Raw genomic sequence first — 17,979 nt, 5'->3', positions numbered from 1 at the left:
CAGCTCTCGGCCGCACGGCGTGCGGCCGGCCGAACCGCCCTCCCTGCTCGCGTCCCGTCACGACCGGCCCCGGTCCCCACCCAGGAGTTGCCGAAATGTCCTACGATGTGCCTGAATTACCCTCGGGCGGCTCCCCTTGCGGCCGCCCGACCCCGTACGACCGCCCGTCCCCGGCCTGGTCGACCGGCGAGGAGCCGTACGACACCCCTCCGGCGAACCCTCGCTCCGGTGCCCACCGCACCCTGCGCCTGCTGCGGCGGGCGTACCGCTGGCAACGGCGGGTGGCGACCATCACCGCGCTCGGCTACTTCGCCGCCTTCCTCACCCTGACCGTCAAGGCGCCTGCCCTGATGACCCGCCCGGGTCCGGGCGGCCTGCCCACCGGACTGGTCCTGGCCCTGGTCCAGATCCCGGTGACCTGGCTGGCGGTCCTTCTCCACGAGGCCGCCGCGCACCGCTTCGTGGATCCCCTGGCACGGCGCGCACGCCGCCAGTCGGGCATGGCCGTCGCGGACCGGGAGCAGGCGCCGTGACCGGGTTGGGCGGCTCCGCCCAGTCCTGGTCCCTCGTCGCGTTCTGCGCCGTCGTCGCCCTCACCCTGCTGCTCTGCGTGCTCACCGGCCCGGAGGCGGACGACCTCGCCGAGTTCTACACCGGCTACCGGTCCCTGTCGCCGTTGCGCAACGGGCTGGCCGTCGCCGGTGACTACATCTCCGCCGCCACCGTCCTCACCATCGGTGGGATCATCGCCCTGTGCGGCTACGACGGCATCGTCCTCGCCCTCAGCGCCCTGCTGTCGCTGCTGTTGCTGATGTTCCTGCTGGCGGAACCCCTGCACAACACCGGGCGCTACACCATGGGCGACGCGCTGGCCCGCCGCCACCCGGCCCGGTCGGTCCGTGTCACGGCCTGCCTGGTCACCCTCGCCGCCCTGGTGCCGATGATGGTCGTCCAGCTCGCCGGGGTCGGTGAACTCCTGGCGTACGTCCTCGGGTTCACCGACCCCGGCATGCAGAACGGGTGCGTGGCCGGGGCCGGGGTCCTCATGATCAGTTACGCGGCGCTCGGCGGGATGCCCGGCACCGCGCTGGTCCAGATCATCAAGACCGTGGCGCTGCTCGGCTCGGGGCTGGTCGTGAGCGTGCTGATCCTGCGCGCGTTCGACTGGCAGCCCCAGGCGCTGTTCCACGCGGCGGCCGCGCGCAGCGGAGCGGGGGACGCCTACCTGACCTGGGGACTGCAGTACTCCAGCAGCCCGCACCCCGCGCTGGACATGGCCAGTACCCAGGGCGCCATCGTGCTGGGCGGCGCCTGCCTGCCGCACGTCACCATGCGCATGTACACGGCGGGCACGCCGCGCCAGGTCCGCCGGGCGATGTCCTGGGCGGTCTCCTCGGTGACCCTGTTCATCCTGATGCTCACCCTGATCTGCACGGGCGCGACCGCGCTCCTCGGTCACGACCGCATCGCCGCCGCCGACGCGCACGGCACGACCGCCTACCTGCTGGGTGCCCGTGCCGCGTTCGGAACCGGCCTGTCCCGGCCGGAGAGCCTGCTCTTCGCCACCGTCACCACCGCCGTCTTCCTCACCCTGCTCGCTTCCGTCGCGAGCATGACACTGGCCTGCGCCAACACCCTCGCCCACGACCTGACCGCGTCCCGCGCCACTCCCCCGGCACCGGCCCGGGAACTCGCTCTCGCCCGGTGCTGCGCCCTCGCCGTGGGCGTCCCCACCATCGTGCTGGCCGTCCTCGCCCAGCACCGCAGCCTTCAGCCGCTGGCAAGCGTCTCCTTCACCCTCGGCGCCTCCGCGATCGCCCCCGCGCTCCTCTACACCCTTTTCTGGCGCCGTTACACGCGCACCGCGCTCCTCGCCACTCTCGTCGTGGGCTCACTGACCGTGCTCGCCCTGGCCCCCGGCACCACCCTGGTCTCCGGGACACCGCTGTCCGCGTTCCCGGACGCCGACTTCGCCTGGTTCCCCTACAACACGCCCGCGCTCGTCTCGGTACCCGCGGGCTTCCTCACCGGCTGGCTCACCACCGTCCTCGCCGGCCGGAGGGCCGCCGACCGTGAACGCGGCCGCTACGAGTCCCACGAGCGCCACCTGCTGACCGGCTCACCCCCGGGCCCCTCGCCCCGGTAGGAGCGGTCAGCTACGGAGGTACCGGCAGGACAGGTCGCCCCCGACCGAGAGGTCGCCGCCAAACCCAGAGGTCGCCGCCCGACCCGGGCCGTCGCGAAACGAGCCGGGTCGGGGTCGGACCGACCCGTGCCACGGACGGACCTGACGGGCCGGTCCCCGTCTACTTGGCCGGGGGCCGGTCCTGCATGCCGGTGGCCATGGACGTGGCGGCCGCGTTCAGACCCGCCACCGCGGCCTTGGGCAGCGCCCCGGCGACCTTGGTGGCGAGGTCACGGGAGGGGCCGGGGGTGGTTCCGTCCGCGTGGGCCGGGGCGGCGAGAGCCACGCCCGTCAGGGCGAGCGCGGCGGCAGTGATGATCCTCTTCATGCTCTGAGGAACGACCGTCCCTGCCCGGGGACACGACCGGCGGCGGCGTCCCCTGCCGGAATTCGTCCCCGGCCCCCGAGTGGCGGCACCGGCCCGGTGGGACCACGCTGGATCCCGGAGAGCCGGGCCGCGCCGCCGTCGCGGCGCGGGCTCGGGCGGCGGGTGCCGGGCGCTCGGTGTTTGCCTCGCCCGGGCCTGGTCACCCGCCACTGCGGGGCGCGGCCTCCAATGTCCCGACCGGTCGGCGGCCCCCGGACACCGCAAGGACCCGGTTTCCGCACGGACCCCGGTCACCGCAGGGACCGGCATCCACTGCTCCGCGCCGAGAAAGGCAGAGTCATGACGCAGAAGCCACCCCTCACCACGACCGACTCCGGTGCCCCCGTCGAGAGCGACGAGCACTCGCTGACCGTGGGGCCCGGGGGACCGGTCCTGCTGCAGGACGCCTATCTGATCGAGCAGATGGCACAGTTCAACCGGGAGCGGATCCCCGAGCGCCAGCCGCACGCCAAGGGGAGCGGCGCGTTCGGTCACTTCGAGGTGACCGAGGACGTCAGCGCCTACACCATGGCCGGCCTCTTCCAGCCCGGCACCCGCACCGACCTGGTCATCCGCTTCTCGACGGTCGCCGGTGAGCGAGGCAGCCCGGACACCTGGCGCGACCCCCGCGGCTTCGCGATCAAGTTCTACACCAGCCAGGGCAACTACGACATGGTCGGCAACAACACGCCGGTGTTCTTCGTGAAGGACCCGATGAAGTTCCAGCACTTCATCCGGTCCCAGAAGCGCCGGGCGGACAACAACCTGCGCGACCACGACATGCAGTGGGACTTCTGGACGCTCTCCCCGGAGTCCGCCCACCAGGTGACCTGGCTGATGGGCGACCGCGGCATCCCCCGGACCTGGCGCCACATGAACGGCTACACCTCGCACACGTACATGTGGATCAACGCCAAGGGCGAACGGTTCTGGGTGAAGTACCACTTCAAGACCGACCAGGGCATCGAGTTCTTCACCCAGCACGAGGCGGACCAGATGGCCGCCGTCGACACGGATTACCACATGCGCGACCTGTTCGAGCACATCCGTGACGGCCAGTTCCCCAGCTGGACCCTGTACGTGCAGCTCATGCCGTACGCGGACGCCGCGGGTTACCGCTTCAACCCGTTCGACCTCACCAAGGTGTGGCCGCACGGTGACTATCCGCTCGTCCCGGTCGGACGGATGACCCTGGACCGCAATCCGACCGACAACCACGCCGAGATCGAGCAGGCCGCGTTCCAGCCGAACAACTTCGTTCCGGGGATCGGGCCCAGCCCGGACCGCATGCTGCTGGCCCGGCTGTTCTCCTACGCGGACGCCCACCGGCACCGGATCGGCGCCAACTACCAGCAACTCCCGGTGAACGCGCCCATCGTCGACGTCCACACGTACTCCAAGGACGGGGCGATGGCCTTCCGCAAGACGTCCGACCCGGTGTACGCCCCGAACTCCAAGGGCGGCCCCGCCGCCGACCCCGCCCGCTTCGGCCCACCGCCCACCTGGGAGGCGGACGGCGAGATCGTCCGCGCCGCGTACGTCTCCCACCCCGAGGACGACGACTGGGGCCAGCCCGGCACCATGGTGCGGGAGGTGCTGGACGACGCCGCCCGCGACCGCCTGGTGGACAACGTCGTGGGGCATCTGCTCAACGGCGTGAGCGAGCCGGTCCTCCAGCGCGCGTTCACGTACTGGTCGAACATCGACGAGACAATCGGCAAGCGCATCGCCGACGGCGTCCGCGCCAAGGGCGACGACAAGGACCCCAAGGCCGCCGAGCAGGGCAATCCCGCACGAAGCTCCATGCAGGACAAGGCCTGATCCCGTCCGCGAACAGCGGACGCCGAACGGGAAGGGTGCCGTGCGAGCCGTGGGCTCGCGCGGCACCCTTCACCCGGATGCCGGGGGCCCGGTGCGTGGCAGGTGGCCCGGTCACCACGCCGTGAGTTCGAGACAGTCGTCGACCGCCGCAGGGCCGGCCTCGGGATACGGGAGGCGCGGAGCCGCCTGCTGCTCCAGGAGGTGCCGCTCAGTCCGGACCGGCTTCTGAGGTCTTGACGCCCGCACCCGCCCGGTCCCGCAGGCAGGCGGTGTACAGCTCCTTCGAGGTGCTGACCAGCCGGCGCTGCTCCGCGCGTGAGCCGACCATGGGGCGGGAGCCGCGCAGCGGGACCTGGGCGCTCTCCGGCAGGAAGCGGACGGTCAGCAGACCGATCGCGCCGGCCAGCATCAGGTAGTAGGCGGGCACCAGCTCGTCGCCGGTGGCGTTGACCAGGGCGGCGGTCACCAGCGGTGTGGTGCCGCCGAAGGCCGCGACCGCGATGTTGAAGCCGATGCCCATCGCGGCGTAGCGGACGGCCGTGGGGAAGAGAGCCGGGAGGGTCGCGGCGCTCGGCGCGGCGAAGCAGGCCAGCAGGGTGGCTAGGAGCAGCACGCCGAGCACGGGTGGCCAGGTGCCGTGCGCCCTGATCAGCTGGAACGACGGCACCGCGAGCAGGATCATGGCGGCCGCGGAGACCCCGTAGAGCGGGACGCCGTCCGATCCGGTCGCTGAGCCGCCCGACGAAGGTGATCAGTACGACGATCCAGACCATGCCGATCAGCACCAGGAGGCCGGCCGAGCCGCTGGAGCGGTGCAGGGTCTCGGTCTGGTAGGTCGGCAAATACCCGGTGACCATGTAGTTGGTGACGTTGTACAGCAGTACGAGGCCCATGCAGACGAGCAGTGCGCGCCAGTGCCGCGTGACGACGGTCCGGAGTTCGCTGCGTGCCGACTCCTGGGCGACGCTCTTCTCGTGGTCGTCCAGCTGCTGCTGGAAGGCCGGGGACTCCTCCAGTTTCAGCCGCATGTAGAGGCCGATCACACCCAGCGGGCCCGCGATCAGGAAGGGCAGGCGCCAGCCCCAGGTGAGCATCTGCTGGTCCGTGAGGAGCACGTTCAGCACGGTGACCAGGGCCGAGCCGAGGGCGTAACCGACGAACGTGCCGAAGTCGAGCCAGCTGGAGAGGAAGCCGCGGCGCCGGTCCGGTCAGTACTCCGCGACGAACGTGGTCGCGCCGCCGTACTCGCCGCCGGTGGAGAACCCCTGGACCATGCGGGCGACGAGGAGCAGGACCGGGGCGGCGATGCCGATGGCGGCGTAGCTCGGGATCACTCCGATGGCGAAGGTGCCGAACGCCATCATGATCATGGTGGTGGCGAGCACCTCCCGCCGGCCGACCCGGTCGCCGAGCGGCCCGAAGAAGAGTCCGCCGAGGGGCCGCACGACGAAGGCGGCCGCGAAGGTGGCGAACGAGGAGATCACCTGGGCGCCGGGGGAGGCTCCGGGGAAGAAGACCTTGCCGATGGTGGCGGCGAGGTAGCTGTAGACGCCGAAGTCGAACCACTCCATGCAGTTGCCGAGCGCCGACGCGCCGACCGCGCGCCGCAGCAGCGGGCGTTCGACGACCTGGACGTCGCCGCTGCGGAAGGCCCGGTTGGTCCGCCGGAGCCTGCGGACGAGCTCGTCGCGGACCTGCCGGGGCAGTACGGCTTCGGACACGTTGCTCCCCGTTCCACCGTCAGCGGGCTCGACCGGCAGAAGTTCGCCGACGCGAACTCCGCGGCGGGCGCGAACACCTCACACCACAACCGGCTGCCCCGAAACGGCGACGCCACACGCGCGGTCTGTGCTCCTGCAACCACCGCCTCCCACCGGTTCTGGTCTGAACCAAAAAAGGAAACAAATATTGACGGACTCGAACAGCGTGCGTAAGTTCCGGGCCGAGCCGATCTGAGAGCTGTTCCGCCGCACCCCCGGTGCGGCCTCCCCCGTTCCAGCTTCGAAGGGACGCGCATGCCTGGATCCCTGTCCGCCGAATATGTCATGACCTCGCCAAGGTTGCGTGCACCGGGGCCGCGGGTCCTGGCCGTACTGGCCTCCCTGGGTCTCGCGCTCGGGCTGCTGCTCGGGTTCCCGGCCGCCTCGCAGGCCGCAGGCGCGCTGCCCTGCGACATCTACGCCGCGGCGGGTACCCCGTGCGTGGCCGCGCACAGCGTCACCCGCGCACTCTTCTCCTCCTACGCCGGCGCGCTGTACCAGGTGACCCGCGTCTCGGACGGGGCCACCGCCGACATCGGACCGCTCACCCAGGGCGGGTACGCCGACGCGGCGGCCCAGGACGCCTTCTGCGCCGCGGACGGCGGCTGCCGGATCACGAGGATCTACGACCAGAGCGGCCGCCACAACGACCTCACCCCCGGACCCGCCGGCACCGCCGGCATGGGTGCCGACCGGGGTGCCGACGCGTCCGAGATCGCCGTCACCGCGGGCGGCCACAAGGTCTACGGCCTGTGGATCTCGCCCGGCGTCGGCTACCGCTACACCGGGGTCGCGTCGGGTGTCGCCGTCAACGGACAGCCCGAGGGTGCCTACATGGTGGCCAGCGGCACCCATGTCGGATCCGCCTGCTGCTTCGACTACGGCAACGCCGAACGCACCCCCGCCGACACCGGCAACGGCCACATGGACGCCGTGTCCATCGCCACCACCTGCTACTTCGCGCCGTGCACCGGGAACGGCCCGTGGGTCGAGGCCGACCTGGAGAACGGCATGTTCCAGGGTGCCAACGGCTCCAACACGGCGAACCGGGGCAACGGCTCCGCCTTCGTCACCGCCGTACTGAAGAACAACGGGCAGACCCGGTACGCGCTCAAGGGCGGCGACTCCCGGTCGGGCGGGCTCTCCACCTGGTGGGACGGGGCGCTGCCGACCCGGGGCGGCTATCAGCCCATGCAGCAGGAGGGCGGCATCATCCTGGGCATCGGGGGCGACAACAGCAACTGGAACCGCGGGACCTTCTTCGAGGGCGTGATGGTCTCCGGCTATCCCACCGACGCCGCCGAGAACGCCGTGCAGGCGAACATCGTCTCCGTCGGGTACAACGGCGCGACGGACGTGCCGAACGGCCCGCAGGGGACCATCACCGGTCCGGGCGGCAAGTGCGTGGACGTCGCCGCCGACGACACCGGCGCGAACGGGGCCGCCGTCCAGCTGTGGGACTGCCAGACGTACGCCGAGGACCAGCACTGGACCCACAACCCCGACGGTTCGCTGTCCACCCTCGGACGGTGCCTCGACATCGAGGGCAACGGCACGGCCGGCGGGGCGAAGCTCGAACTGTGGGACTGCAACGGGGTCGGGGGCCAGAAGTGGGTCCAGCAGGCCGACGGCTCCCTCCTCAACCCCCAGTCCGGACGCTGCCTCGACTCCCCCAGCGGCGCCACCGCCAACGGCACCCGCCTGCAGATCTGGGACTGCAACGGCGCCGCCGCGCAGAAGTTCTCGGTGAACGGCGGCGGGCCAGTCAAGGGCCCGGGCGGCACGTGCGTGGACGTCGCCGCCGACGACACCGGCACGAACGGGGCCGCCGTCCAGCTGTGGGACTGCCAGACGTACGCGATCGACCAGCACTGGTACCACGGCTCGGACAACTCCCTCGCCACGCTGGGGCGTTGCCTGGACATCGTGGGCAACGGCACGGCCAACGGCACCAAGGTCGAGCTGTGGGACTGCAACGGGGTCGGGGGCCAGAAGTGGGTCCAGCAGGCCGACGGCTCCCTCCTCAACCCCCAGTCCGGACGCTGCCTCGACTCCCCCAGCGGCGCCACCGCCAACGGCACCCGCCTGCAGATCTGGGACTGCAACGGGTCCGGTGCACAGACCTTCGGCCTGACCTGAGCGCCGCCCGGGTGCGCCCTGCCGACGGCGGGGCGCACCCTCCACTCTGTTACGAGCCCTGCCACGAGTGCGCGAGGTTCATCCCTCCGAGTGAACCGGTGAGCGTGGCCGCGTACCGGGGACCGGTCACTCGCCGCCGGGGGTGTCCGGGTCCTCCATGCGGGCCAGCCAGGTGGTGAGCAGGGTTTCGAGCGACTCGGCCTCGGCGGGGGTCAGCAGGTCGACCAGGCGGCGTTCGTTGCGCATGTGGTCGGTGAAGGCACGGTCGACGAGTTCGCGCCCCGGCGTGGTGAGGGCGACGATACGGCCGCGCTGGTCGTCGTCGGAGCGGCGGCGGGTGACCAGTCCCGCCCGTTCGAGGCGGTCGATCCGCTTCGTCATCGCGCCGGTGGTGACCATGGTGTGCGCGGCGAGCTCGCCCGGCGCCCTCTCGTAGGGCTCTCCCGCACGGCGCAGGGCGCACAGGACGTCGAACTCCCCCTCGCCGAGGCCGTAGCGGCCGTAGACGAGGCAGAGTTCCTCGGTGAGCCGGCCGGCCAGGCGGTGCAGCCTGCCGATCACCCCCTGCGGGCCCACGTCGACGTCGGGCCGCTCGCGGCGCCAGTCGGCCTGGATGCGGGCCACGCGGTCGATGGGTTCATCGTGCTTCATGTCCCCACAATACCTTCCCAGGAAGTTATATTAGTTTCCATGGAAGCTAATTCACGCTGGGTGGCGGTCACCGCGGTCGCGCCGGTGGCCTGGGGTGCCAACTACTACGTGACGCACGAGTTCCTGCCCGCCGACCGCCCGCTCTACGGAGCCGCCCTGCGGGCGCTGCCCGCGGGTCTCGTCCTGCTGGCGCTGCGCAGACAGCGGCCGCGCGGTGCGTGGTGGTGGCGGTCCGTGGTGCTCGGGCTGCTCAACATGAGCGTGTTCTTCGTCCTCGTCTACGCGGCTTCCCAGCTGCTTCCGACGAGCGTCGCCTCGACCGTCATGGCGGTGTCCCCGCTGACGATGATGCTCATGGCCTGGCCCCTGGTGGCCGAGCGGCCCCGGCCCGCCCAACTGGCCTGCGCGGTGCTCGGACTCGGCGGGGTCTGCCTCATGCTGCTCACGGGGGTGCGGGGCACGAGCGTGCCGGGGATCCTGGCCTCGGCCGCCGCCATGCTGGTGTCGGCCTTCGGGCACGTCCTGACCAAGCGGTGGAGCGCCGGTACCGACGTGCTCGCGTCGACCGCCTGGCAGCTCACCGCCGGCGGCCTCTCCCTGCTCCCGGTCGCCGCGGTGGTGGAGGGTCCGCCGCCCGCGCTCTCCGCACCGGCGCTGCTCGCGTTCGGCTACGTCTCGCTGGTCGCCACCGCGCTGGCCTTCGTCGCCTGGTTCACCGGGCTGCGGCACCTGTCGGCGGGAACGGTCGGGCTGATAGGTCTGCTCAACCCCGTCACCGGCGTCCTGCTCGGCACCGCGGTCGCCGGAGAGGTGCTGACCGGCCGGCAACTGTGCGGACTGGTGCTGGCCCTGGCCGGAGTCGTCCTGGGCCGGCCCAGGCGGGAGGGGCCGCCGCCGCTCCCGGAAGCGAGCCGGCGGCCCTCCCACCGCGGGTCAGAGCGCCGTGGTCGTCTCCTGTCCTGACGCGCTGCCCGTGAGCCACTGGTCCCAGCCCAGGTTGAAGTCGGCGTAGCCGTTGTCGGCCGGGGCCTTGCCCCGGGGCGAGCCGGTGATGGTGACCGGGTCGCCCTGCTTGACCTGGCCGTAGAACCACTTGGCGTCCGACAGCGACAGGTGGACGCAACCGTGCGAACCGCGGGCGCTGCCGCTGCCCGGGTTGGGATCGCCCGTCGAGTAGTGCACGTACGTGCCCGACTGGGTGAGGTGGACGTCCCAGGGCAGCGTCAGGTCGTAGAAGTTGGGGCTGCCCTTGTCACAGCTGATGCCCACGCTGCAGGAGGTCATGTGGACCTTCTCCTGCTTGTCGATGACGGCCATCGTGCCGTCCCACGTCGGGTACTGGGCGCTGCCCGCGTTGATCGACAGGGTACGCACGGTCTGGCCGTTGCGGGTGACCTTCATGGTGTGGCCGGTCACCGAGACGTCCGCCCGCACGTCGTCGCCGATCGTGAAGGTGTGCGTGTAACCGTGCACGCCGTAGCGCCCGTTGCCGTTGCTGACGCCTGTCATGTCGGCGTCGATCTTCACCTTCGTACCGGAGGGCCAGTAGGTCTTCGGCCGCCAGTCGGCGCGGCGGTCGCCCATCCAGTGCCAGGCGCCGACCACCGGCTGCGAGGTGCTGATCTTCATGTGCTTCTCGACGTTCGCCCGCGCCTTGGCCGCCACGGGGTTCGTGAAGATCACCGAGATCGGCATGGCCACGCCGACCGTGGTGCCCGTCTGCGGGGTGATCGTGTCCAGCAGCATCGGCGGTCCCGCGGGCTTCGTGGGACTGGGCGAGGCGCTGGCGCTCGGCGTCCCGGACGCCTTCGCGTCGCCCCCGCTCGCCTTGTCGCTGCCGCCCCCGCCACCGCAGGCGGTCACCCCCACCAGCATTGCGACCGTACCGACTGCGATGCCTATGCCACCCTTGCGCCGTCCCACGCCCTGCCCCACTCACTCGTCTCGCCCTGCGGCCTCTCCAGGCCCCACTGTCCGTCAGACTGCTGCAGCACGGGTTCCAGTTCCCCCGGGGACGTAAAACATGGATCAAGAATCGGCGGCCGGCGCCCGGCGCGGTCCGGCCGGCACCGTGCGAGGAGATGCCCGGCAGCGCATCAGGAGGGCCGGGCGACCGCCACGGGGCCGTCGTCACCGGCCGCACCCCTGCCGCGGTGCGCGGCGCCCGGACGCGCGTGATTCATGTAACGGCCATCGTTCTATAACTTCTGGCAACACCCGCACGTCAAGCGGGTGTTGGTCGTAACGGACCGGTAAATTCCTTCCGTGCGTTGGCCCGGAGTTCACCAGCCGCACCTGACGCACCGCACCGCCCGGGGCCCACAGTGAACGGCGGCCCGTCCTCGTGGCCGGGCCTGCCGTCACTCCCGCAAAGACCTTCCCTGCCGGAGGGTCCGACAAAGGAGCAGTCATGGCCGAACCGACCCGTCGCAGACTGCTGGGCTCCGCCGCCGGCGCGATCGGCGGCGCCGCAACCCTGTCCCTCCTGCCGCCCAGCGTCCGGAAGGCCGTCGCCGCCGAACCGCCGAGGAACGGCTCCCTGCACGACATCGAGCACGTCGTCATGCTGATGCAGGAGAACCGGTCCTTCGACCACTACTTCGGCACCCTCTCCGGCGTCCGCGGCTTCGCCGACCCGCACGCGCTGAAGCTGGACAACGGGCGCTCCGTCTTCTACCAGCCCGACACCGTCAACCCCAAGGGCTACCTGTTGCCCTTCCACCTCGACACGCACAAGTCGAGCGCCCAGGCCATCCCCTCCACGAGCCACGCCTGGTCAGTGCAGCACCAGGCCTGGAACAACGGCAGGATGGACCAGTGGCTGCCCGCCCACCGCAAGGCCGACGGCGTCAACGGCCCCTACGTGATGGGCTACTACACCCGCGAGGACATCCCCTTCCAGTTCGCCCTCGCGGAGACCTTCACCATCTGCGACAACTACTTCTGCTCGGTGTTCGGCCCGACCTGGCCCAACCGCCTGATGTGGATGACCGGTTCGATCGACCCGGGCGGCACCCGGGGCGGTCCGGTCATCAGCAACGCGGCGCCCACGCCGTACCGCTGGACCACGTACGCCGAGCGCCTCCAGGCCGCCGGGATCAGCTGGAAGGTGTACCAGGAGGAAGACGACTACGGCACCAACATGCTGGAGCAGTTCGCGGCGTTCAGGAACGCGCAGCCCGGCTCCGATCTGTACGAGCGGGGGGTGCGGCCTCAGGCGCGCGGCACGTTCGAGGACGACGCACGCGCCGACCGGCTCCCGACGGTGTCGTGGATCTGCCCGACGAGCTACCAGTCCGAGCACCCGGACTACCTGCCGGCCGCGGGCGCCGACTACGTGGCCTCGAAGATCGAGGCCATCGCGGCGAACCCGAAGGTGTGGCGGAAGACCGCCTTCATCCTCAACTACGACGAGAACGACGGCCTGTTCGACCACGTGGCGCCGCCGACCCCGCCTGCGGGCACGAAGGACGAGTTCGTCCAGGGGCTGCCGATCGGCGGCGGGTTCCGGGTCCCGGCCGTCATCGTCTCACCCTGGACGGTGGGCGGCTGGGTGGCCTCGGAGGCCTTCGACCACACGTCGGCGCTGCAGTTCCTGGAGCGCTTCACCGGCGTCGAGGAGCCGAACGTCAGCGACTGGCGGCGGGCGGCCTTCGGTGACCTGACCACCGCGTTCCGCTTCCGCGACGCCCGCCCGCGCGCGCCACGGCTCCCCGACGACACCGCCGGGCAGCTGGAGAAGGCGCAAGAAGAAGTGGTCACGCTGCCCAAGCCGACCCTGCCCGGCGCCGACCAGTCCTTCCCCCGCCAGGAGAAGGGTTACCGCCCCCACATCTGACCGCCTGGGCGCGACGGTCCCGTGCCCGACGGTCCTGTGCCCGACGGTCCCGTGCCCGACGGTCCCGTGCCCGACGGCCCTCGCACGACGACGGGGCCGGGGCCCGGCCCCGCCCGCCGGTACGAACGGTCCGGCGGGTGGGGTCTCGGACGTCCCGGGTCTACGCCTGGGCGGCCGGTTCCAGTGCCTCCACGGCCGCGGCGGCCGCGGACGAGTCCTGGCCGTAGAAGATGTCGATGTCGACCTCCTCACCGCCCATCGTCAGCGTGTCCCAGGCGCCGCTGAGGACGAGCATGCGCAGGGTGGCGGGCTGCAGGGTGCGCAGGCGTTCCAGGATCGCCTCGTCGTCCGGCATGCCGGGCAGACGGAGGGCCAGCCGGTCGCGGATGGCCTGCATGCGCTCCAGCAGCGTCTTGGTGTCCGCCTCGCGGTCGGGCTCCTCGGGGATCCCGTCGATGCCGTGGCCGATGATGTCCTTGATCGCCCAGGTGACGCCACGGTCGTCGGTGGTCACCATCGCCTTCCAGGCCCGGCTCTTGTGCCGGTACTGCAGCATGGACATCGCCGCCTCGTGCCGGAGGAAGTCGGCGTCCCGGAACGGCCTGCCGTTCCATGCCCCGTTGAGGGAACGGGCCAGCGAGATCGCGGAGGCGAGGCCGCTGTTGAGGCCGCGGCCCGGCCAGAAGTGGATCGCGTTGGCGGCGTCGCCGAGCAGGAAGCCGTACGTGCCCGGCGAGGTGGTGGTGGGCGGCAGCAACTCGGCGGAGAAGCGGGGACGCTGCACCATGTCCAGGCGGAAGCTGGTGACCGCCGAGAGGTCGTCGGCCTCGACGCCGAACAGCAGCAGGCCCTCCTGCACCCGCCGCCACAGGGCCGAGCCCTTGACCAGGGCGGGCAGGAACAGCGTGCCGTGCGTCGAGCACTGGAAGTCGCCGTACTCGTCACGGTCCATCAGGCACGGCCGGGAGGCGATGCACTCCTCGAAGACGCGGCGGACCGGGTCCAGGCCGATCACCTCGGCGGTCTCGGCGTCGGTCAGCCGCATGTTGAGGAAGCCCTCGCCGCGCAGCGAGTTGAGCAGAAAGCGGTTCTGGGCGACGGTGAGCAGCACTGCCATGGGGTCGCTGAGTCCGGACTTCACGCGCAGGCCGAGCACGACGTCCTGGAGGTGGCGGCCGTCGAGGGAGTAGATCGACTCGTCGGCCTTGCCGAACCGGGCGGCGAAGTGCTCCCGGGTGCGCGAGCGGCCGCCGTCGCAGATCGCGAGCACGTGCTGGGAGGCGAGCGCCTCCTGCTGCTCCGCCGGGTCGAACCGGCCGGGTATGAGGCGTATCCGGTCCCGCTTCTCGTTGGCCAGCTCCAGCAGGCGGTCCTCGATGTAGGCGATGCGCATGTTGCGCGGGCTGTGGTCGCCGACCGAGTCGGGGCCGGAGGGCCACATCTCCGTGTAGTGCTCCGGGGCGAAGAGGCGCGCCTGTACCTCCTCGGGCCACGCGAGGTACTGGCGGCTCTGCACGGTCACCACCTGCTGGCGCCGTACGTTGCCCTCGTCCTTGCTCTTCCAGACGACGGTGCGGCCCTGCTTGCGCCACCTGCCGTCGTAGACGGTGATCTTCACCTGGGGCCCGAGGAAGTGTTCCAGGAGCAGGGCGAGGGAGAGCCCGACGGGGCCGCCGCCGGCGACGGTGACCTGGAGTACGGGTTCCTGTCCGTCCTTCTGCCCCGCGTGGGTGACGGACCGGGGCAGGGAGAGCGCCATCAGCGTCTCCATGGCGTCCGCCACCTCGAAGCGGAACTCCTGGTCGCCCAGGGCGATCTCGTCGCCGGGCTGCAGCAGCCGGGACTCCACCTCCTCCCCGTTGACCAGCGTGCCGTTGCTGCTCTCCAGGTCACGCAGTACGTAACCCTTGTCCTCGTCGAAGACGATCTCCGCGTGGAAGCGGGAGACGCTGAGGCTGGAGATGACGACGGTGTTCTCCGAGTTGCGCCCAAAGGTGACGCGGGTGTCCAGGACCGGGATGCGCTCCCCCGCCAGCAGACCTTCGAGTCCGACCAGCACCGGTGCCACGGCACTTCCTTCCAGGAGTGATTGACCTCGACATCACTGCGGGACCGCCGGACACTGCCGCGCACGTCCACTCCGGGCGGCAGTCAACCGGCGGGACAGCGACACGCTTGACATGTTGCCGAACCATGAGATCGATCGAGTGCGACGGCGCCACGGTTCTGCCGGCGGCGTCCGGCTTTCCTCACCCATTCGCCCCCATCGGGGAGCTTATCCTTGCGCTGCCAGGCAGTTCCAGTGGGCGCCGCGCCGCGATGTCGCGTCGGCGCGGCGGGAGTTCGCCGCTTTCGCCAGGCAGGGAGCAGGAGCCGCCGACCGGGCCGGAACACGGCGCGGGCCGGACGCTCACCGCCCGGCCCGCGTGTCCCGCCCGTCGCGCGATCAGCCGGCGTGGCCGTCGGAGCGCTTGCGGTGCAGGCTGAAGGTCTCGAAGACCGACAGTTCGCCGTTCGGCTTGTTCACGTTGTAGTACGTGACGTGCATCCGGGTGGTGTCACCGGGGTGCCGGCCGGGGTCGACGGTGAAGGCGGCGAAGCCGTAGGGGTGTTCGACGTCCCGGACGCCCACCCACACGGCTTTCTCCTGGACGTAGGTGGAGGTGCGCTTGCCGTTCGAACCGGCGGTCGCCGACACGGCGGTGATCACCTTGCCGGTGCCGTCGTTGAAGAACTTCTCGTTGGTGGTGCCCGAGACACCTCCGCCGCCGAGGATCATGTGCACGGTGCCGAGGTTGGCGTCGATGTCGTCGGTGGCCTGGGAGACCGGGTTGGGAGTCAGCGTCTCGCTGCCGTTCACCACGCCGCGCACGGCCAGCGAACGCTCGTAGTTGTGCTCGTGACCGCAGAGCACCAGGTCGACGCCGTACCGGTCGAACAGCGGGCCGTACTTCTCGCGCAGGCCGAGGTCGGCGCCGTTCGCGTCGGAGGAGCTGACCATGACCTGGTGCATGGCCACGACCACCCAGTCGACGTCCTTCGAGGAGCGCGCCGCCCTCAGCTCCTTCTCCAGGAAGGCGAGCTGGCGGCCGCCGGAGTAGCCGCTGATGTAGATGTCGCCGCCGTCCTGGAGGCAGTTGTCGTCGTTCTGCAGCACGATGACCCGCACCGAGCCGGCCGTGAACGCGTACCACAGGCCGGCGAGTTCGGCGTCGGTCTCGGTGGAGGGCAGCGAGAAGTACGTCTGGTAGGCACCGAGGCCGAGCGGGCCGTTGGCCTTCTCGATCTCGTGGTTGCCGGCCGCCGGCATCCAGGGGCGGAAGCGCGCCGAACGGGAGTTGTTGGTGAAGAAGTTGTTCCACGTGCGCACCCGGTCGACGTCCAGGTTGGCGTAGCAGAGGTCGCCGTTGAGGAGGTGGAACAACGGGGCGACCTGCTCGATGCCGGTGACGATGTCCTTCGTCGCGGGCGTGGAGTTGGCGTCCAGGCCGACGGACCCGTCGGCGGCCCAGGTGACCTGCGGGGCGGACTGGTCGCCGAAGCTGGTGAAGGTGACCGGCCTGCGTCCCCGCGGAGCCGTGCGGAACGTGCCGCTGTCGGGGGTCGCTCCCTCGTGCGTGGCGAGGTAGAGGTAGTCCGTGTCCGGGTCGAGCCCCTTCAGCAGGGCGTGGTGGACGTAGACGGTGCGGTTCGAGGTGCCGTCGACGTAGGTGACGGTCTGGGCCTTCTTGCTGGAGCCGAAGCCGTGCTCCAGGGTGCCGTAGCGCACGACGGGCCTGGTCACCGGACGGTCCGTGATCCACGACACCGTCATCTGGGTGCGCGGGTCCGCGCCGAAGGTCAGGTGCAGGCCCTGGACCGGGGGCGCGCCGGAGGAGTCCGCGGTGAGGTGGAAGGCCGGAGCGGCGTGCGGTGCGGCCTGGGCGGTGCCCGCCCCGAGGAGGCCGGTGGCGGCGGCGCCCGCCCCCGCGGTCCCCAGCAGGCCCAGCGCGTGCCGGCGGCTGAGCCCCTCCGGGCCCTCCGCCGATCTGTCCTGGGTCGACTCTGTGTGTGTGGTCATGACGCCTCCCGACGAGCAGCTGAGCAGACAACGACCGCACCCTTGCCCAGCCCAACTGCTGACACGTGAACACCACATGACCACCTGGCGATCACATGTCAGGCATCCGGCCGACGGGACCGGCTCCTGCCCGTGCCCTTACCGGCCGCCGCCCTGTCCTTGACCCCTCGGGGGGGGCTCCGACACCCCGGCTCCGGCCGTGCGCCGGCCGGGGCCGGACCGGCTTGTAGCATGCTGGTCCGACCCTGGAGGACATGAATGCGCGCCGGTGACCACGCCGACCCCCTCGACCGGGCGACGAAGGAGTTCGTCGCGGCGCGTCCGCAGCTCTTCGGCATCGCCTACCGCGTGATCGGCAGCGCCGTGGAGGCCGAGGACATCGTCCAGGAGGCATGGGTGCGGTGGCAGAACACCGACCGTAGCGACGTCCACGAGCCGGCCGCCTTCCTGGCCACGGTGACCACCCGGCTGGCGATCAACTTCACGCAGTCGGCCCGGGTGCGCCGGGAGTCGTACATCGGGCCCTGGCTGCCCGAGCCCGTCGACACGCGGCAGGATCCGCAGCTGGGTGCCGAGCGCGCGGAGGCGCTCGACTTGGCGGTGCTCTTCCTGCTGGAGAAGCTGAACCCGGTGGAGCGGGCCGCGTACGTGCTGCGGGAGGCGTTCGACTACACGTACCGGCGGATCGCGGACATCGTGGAGACCAGCGAGGCCAACGCCCGCCAGCTGGTGAGCCGGGCCCGCAAGCGGCTGGCGGCGGAGCGCAGGGAGCCGGTCGGCTCCACCGAGCACCGGCGCTTCCTGGAGGTGTTCCTCGCCGCCGCGCAGAACGGCGACCTGTCGGTCCTGGAGGAGGTGCTCACCGAGGACGTGGTCAGCTACGCCGACGGGGGCGGCATGCGCGGGGCGTCGAAGATCCCGGTGTCCGGGCTGCCGCACGTCTCCCGGTACCTGGTCGCCTTCGCCCCGCGGTTCTGGCCGCAGGCCCAGGTGCGCTGGGTCGAGGCCAACGGCCGGCCGGCCGTCCTGGTCTCGGCCTCGGGAACCGCGGTGGCGCTGCTGTCCGCCGACGTGTCGGCGCGCGGAATCGAACGTCTCCTGTGGGTGATGAACCCCGCGAAGCTGGCTCCCTTCGTGGCCTCGCTGGGGGCGTGACAC

12 protein-coding genes and 1 pseudogene are annotated in these 17,979 nt (G+C 71.1%); 7 read left to right on the top strand and 6 right to left on the bottom strand.

Annotated elements, in window-relative coordinates; all coding sequences use genetic code 11:
* Positions 1–95: 95 nt before the first annotated feature.
* A complete protein-coding gene (locus BLW82_RS40985) occupies positions 96–533 on the top strand; it encodes a DUF485 domain-containing protein (protein WP_093507289.1) in 438 nt (145 codons plus the stop codon).
* Positions 530–2,146 carry a sodium/solute symporter gene (locus BLW82_RS40980; RefSeq protein WP_093507287.1) on the top strand — a complete coding sequence of 539 codons (1,617 nt, stop codon included), beginning with the start codon at positions 530–532 and terminating at the stop codon, positions 2,144–2,146. Before BLW82_RS40985 ends, BLW82_RS40980 begins: the two co-directional genes overlap by 4 nt.
* A gap of 160 nt (positions 2,147–2,306) precedes the next feature.
* On the opposite strand, the gene BLW82_RS40975 is transcribed toward BLW82_RS40980, so the two are convergent.
* Positions 2,307–2,513, bottom strand: coding sequence for a hypothetical protein (locus BLW82_RS40975; protein WP_093507285.1), 207 nt, complete (start codon positions 2,511–2,513; stop codon positions 2,307–2,309).
* A gap of 339 nt (positions 2,514–2,852) precedes the next feature.
* Between BLW82_RS40975 and BLW82_RS40970 the strand changes: the two genes are divergently transcribed.
* Positions 2,853–4,373 carry a catalase gene (locus BLW82_RS40970; RefSeq protein ID WP_093507283.1) on the top strand — a complete coding sequence of 507 codons (1,521 nt, stop codon included), beginning with the start codon at positions 2,853–2,855 and terminating at the stop codon, positions 4,371–4,373.
* Between the two features lie 208 nt (positions 4,374–4,581).
* On the opposite strand, the pseudogene BLW82_RS40965 reads toward BLW82_RS40970, so the two are convergent.
* A pseudogene (locus tag BLW82_RS40965) lies at positions 4,582–6,133 on the bottom strand (MFS transporter).
* 285 nt (positions 6,134–6,418) lie between these two features.
* Between BLW82_RS40965 and BLW82_RS40960 the strand changes: the two are divergent.
* Positions 6,419–8,272: an arabinofuranosidase catalytic domain-containing protein gene (locus tag BLW82_RS40960; protein ID WP_177233358.1), complete on the top strand. Its 1,854-nt coding sequence runs from the start codon at positions 6,419–6,421 to the stop codon at positions 8,270–8,272.
* Positions 8,273–8,398: 126 nt separating this feature from the next.
* Here BLW82_RS40960 and BLW82_RS40955 read toward each other — a convergent pair whose 3' ends face one another.
* Positions 8,399–8,923, bottom strand: coding sequence for a MarR family winged helix-turn-helix transcriptional regulator (locus BLW82_RS40955; protein ID WP_093507280.1), 525 nt, complete (start codon positions 8,921–8,923; stop codon positions 8,399–8,401).
* 39 nt (positions 8,924–8,962) lie between these two features.
* Here BLW82_RS40955 and BLW82_RS40950 point away from each other — a divergent pair, with 39 nt between their 5' ends.
* Entirely contained in the window at positions 8,963–9,886 is a 924-nt protein-coding gene (locus BLW82_RS40950; protein ID WP_093507278.1) for an EamA family transporter, read from the top strand.
* Here the strand turns inward: BLW82_RS40950 and BLW82_RS40945 are convergent.
* The gene (locus BLW82_RS40945) at positions 9,857–10,798 is read right to left on the bottom strand and encodes a L,D-transpeptidase (protein WP_093507277.1); all 942 of its coding nucleotides are present in this window, start codon (positions 10,796–10,798) and stop codon (positions 9,857–9,859) included. The genes BLW82_RS40950 and BLW82_RS40945 overlap by 30 nt on opposite strands.
* 535 nt (positions 10,799–11,333) lie before the next feature.
* Between BLW82_RS40945 and BLW82_RS40940 the strand changes: the two genes are divergently transcribed.
* Entirely contained in the window at positions 11,334–12,761 is a 1,428-nt protein-coding gene (locus tag BLW82_RS40940; protein WP_093507275.1) for an alkaline phosphatase family protein, read from the top strand.
* 160 nt (positions 12,762–12,921) lie between these two features.
* Here the strand turns inward: BLW82_RS40940 and BLW82_RS40935 are convergent, their stop codons facing one another.
* Positions 12,922–14,829 (bottom strand): FHA domain-containing protein, encoded by a 1,908-nt coding sequence (locus BLW82_RS40935; RefSeq protein WP_256216134.1) that lies wholly within the window; start codon positions 14,827–14,829, stop codon positions 12,922–12,924.
* A 378-nt stretch (positions 14,830–15,207) separates the two neighbouring features.
* Complete coding sequence (locus BLW82_RS40930; protein ID WP_093507273.1) at positions 15,208–16,821, bottom strand: purple acid phosphatase family protein; 1,614 nt, start codon at positions 16,819–16,821, stop codon at positions 15,208–15,210.
* Between the two features lie 258 nt (positions 16,822–17,079).
* Here BLW82_RS40930 and BLW82_RS40925 point away from each other — a divergent pair, with 258 nt between their 5' ends.
* Positions 17,080–17,976, top strand: a complete 897-nt coding sequence (locus tag BLW82_RS40925; RefSeq protein ID WP_093507271.1) for an RNA polymerase sigma-70 factor — start codon at positions 17,080–17,082, stop codon at positions 17,974–17,976.
* Positions 17,977–17,979 lie beyond the last annotated feature (3 nt).

It is taken from the genome of Streptomyces sp. Ag109_O5-10 (assembly GCF_900105755.1).
GTDB lineage: Bacteria > Actinomycetota > Actinomycetes > Streptomycetales > Streptomycetaceae > Streptomyces.
Note: the sequence above shows the minus strand (reverse complement) of the source record. Positions and strands in the feature narration are given on the sequence as shown.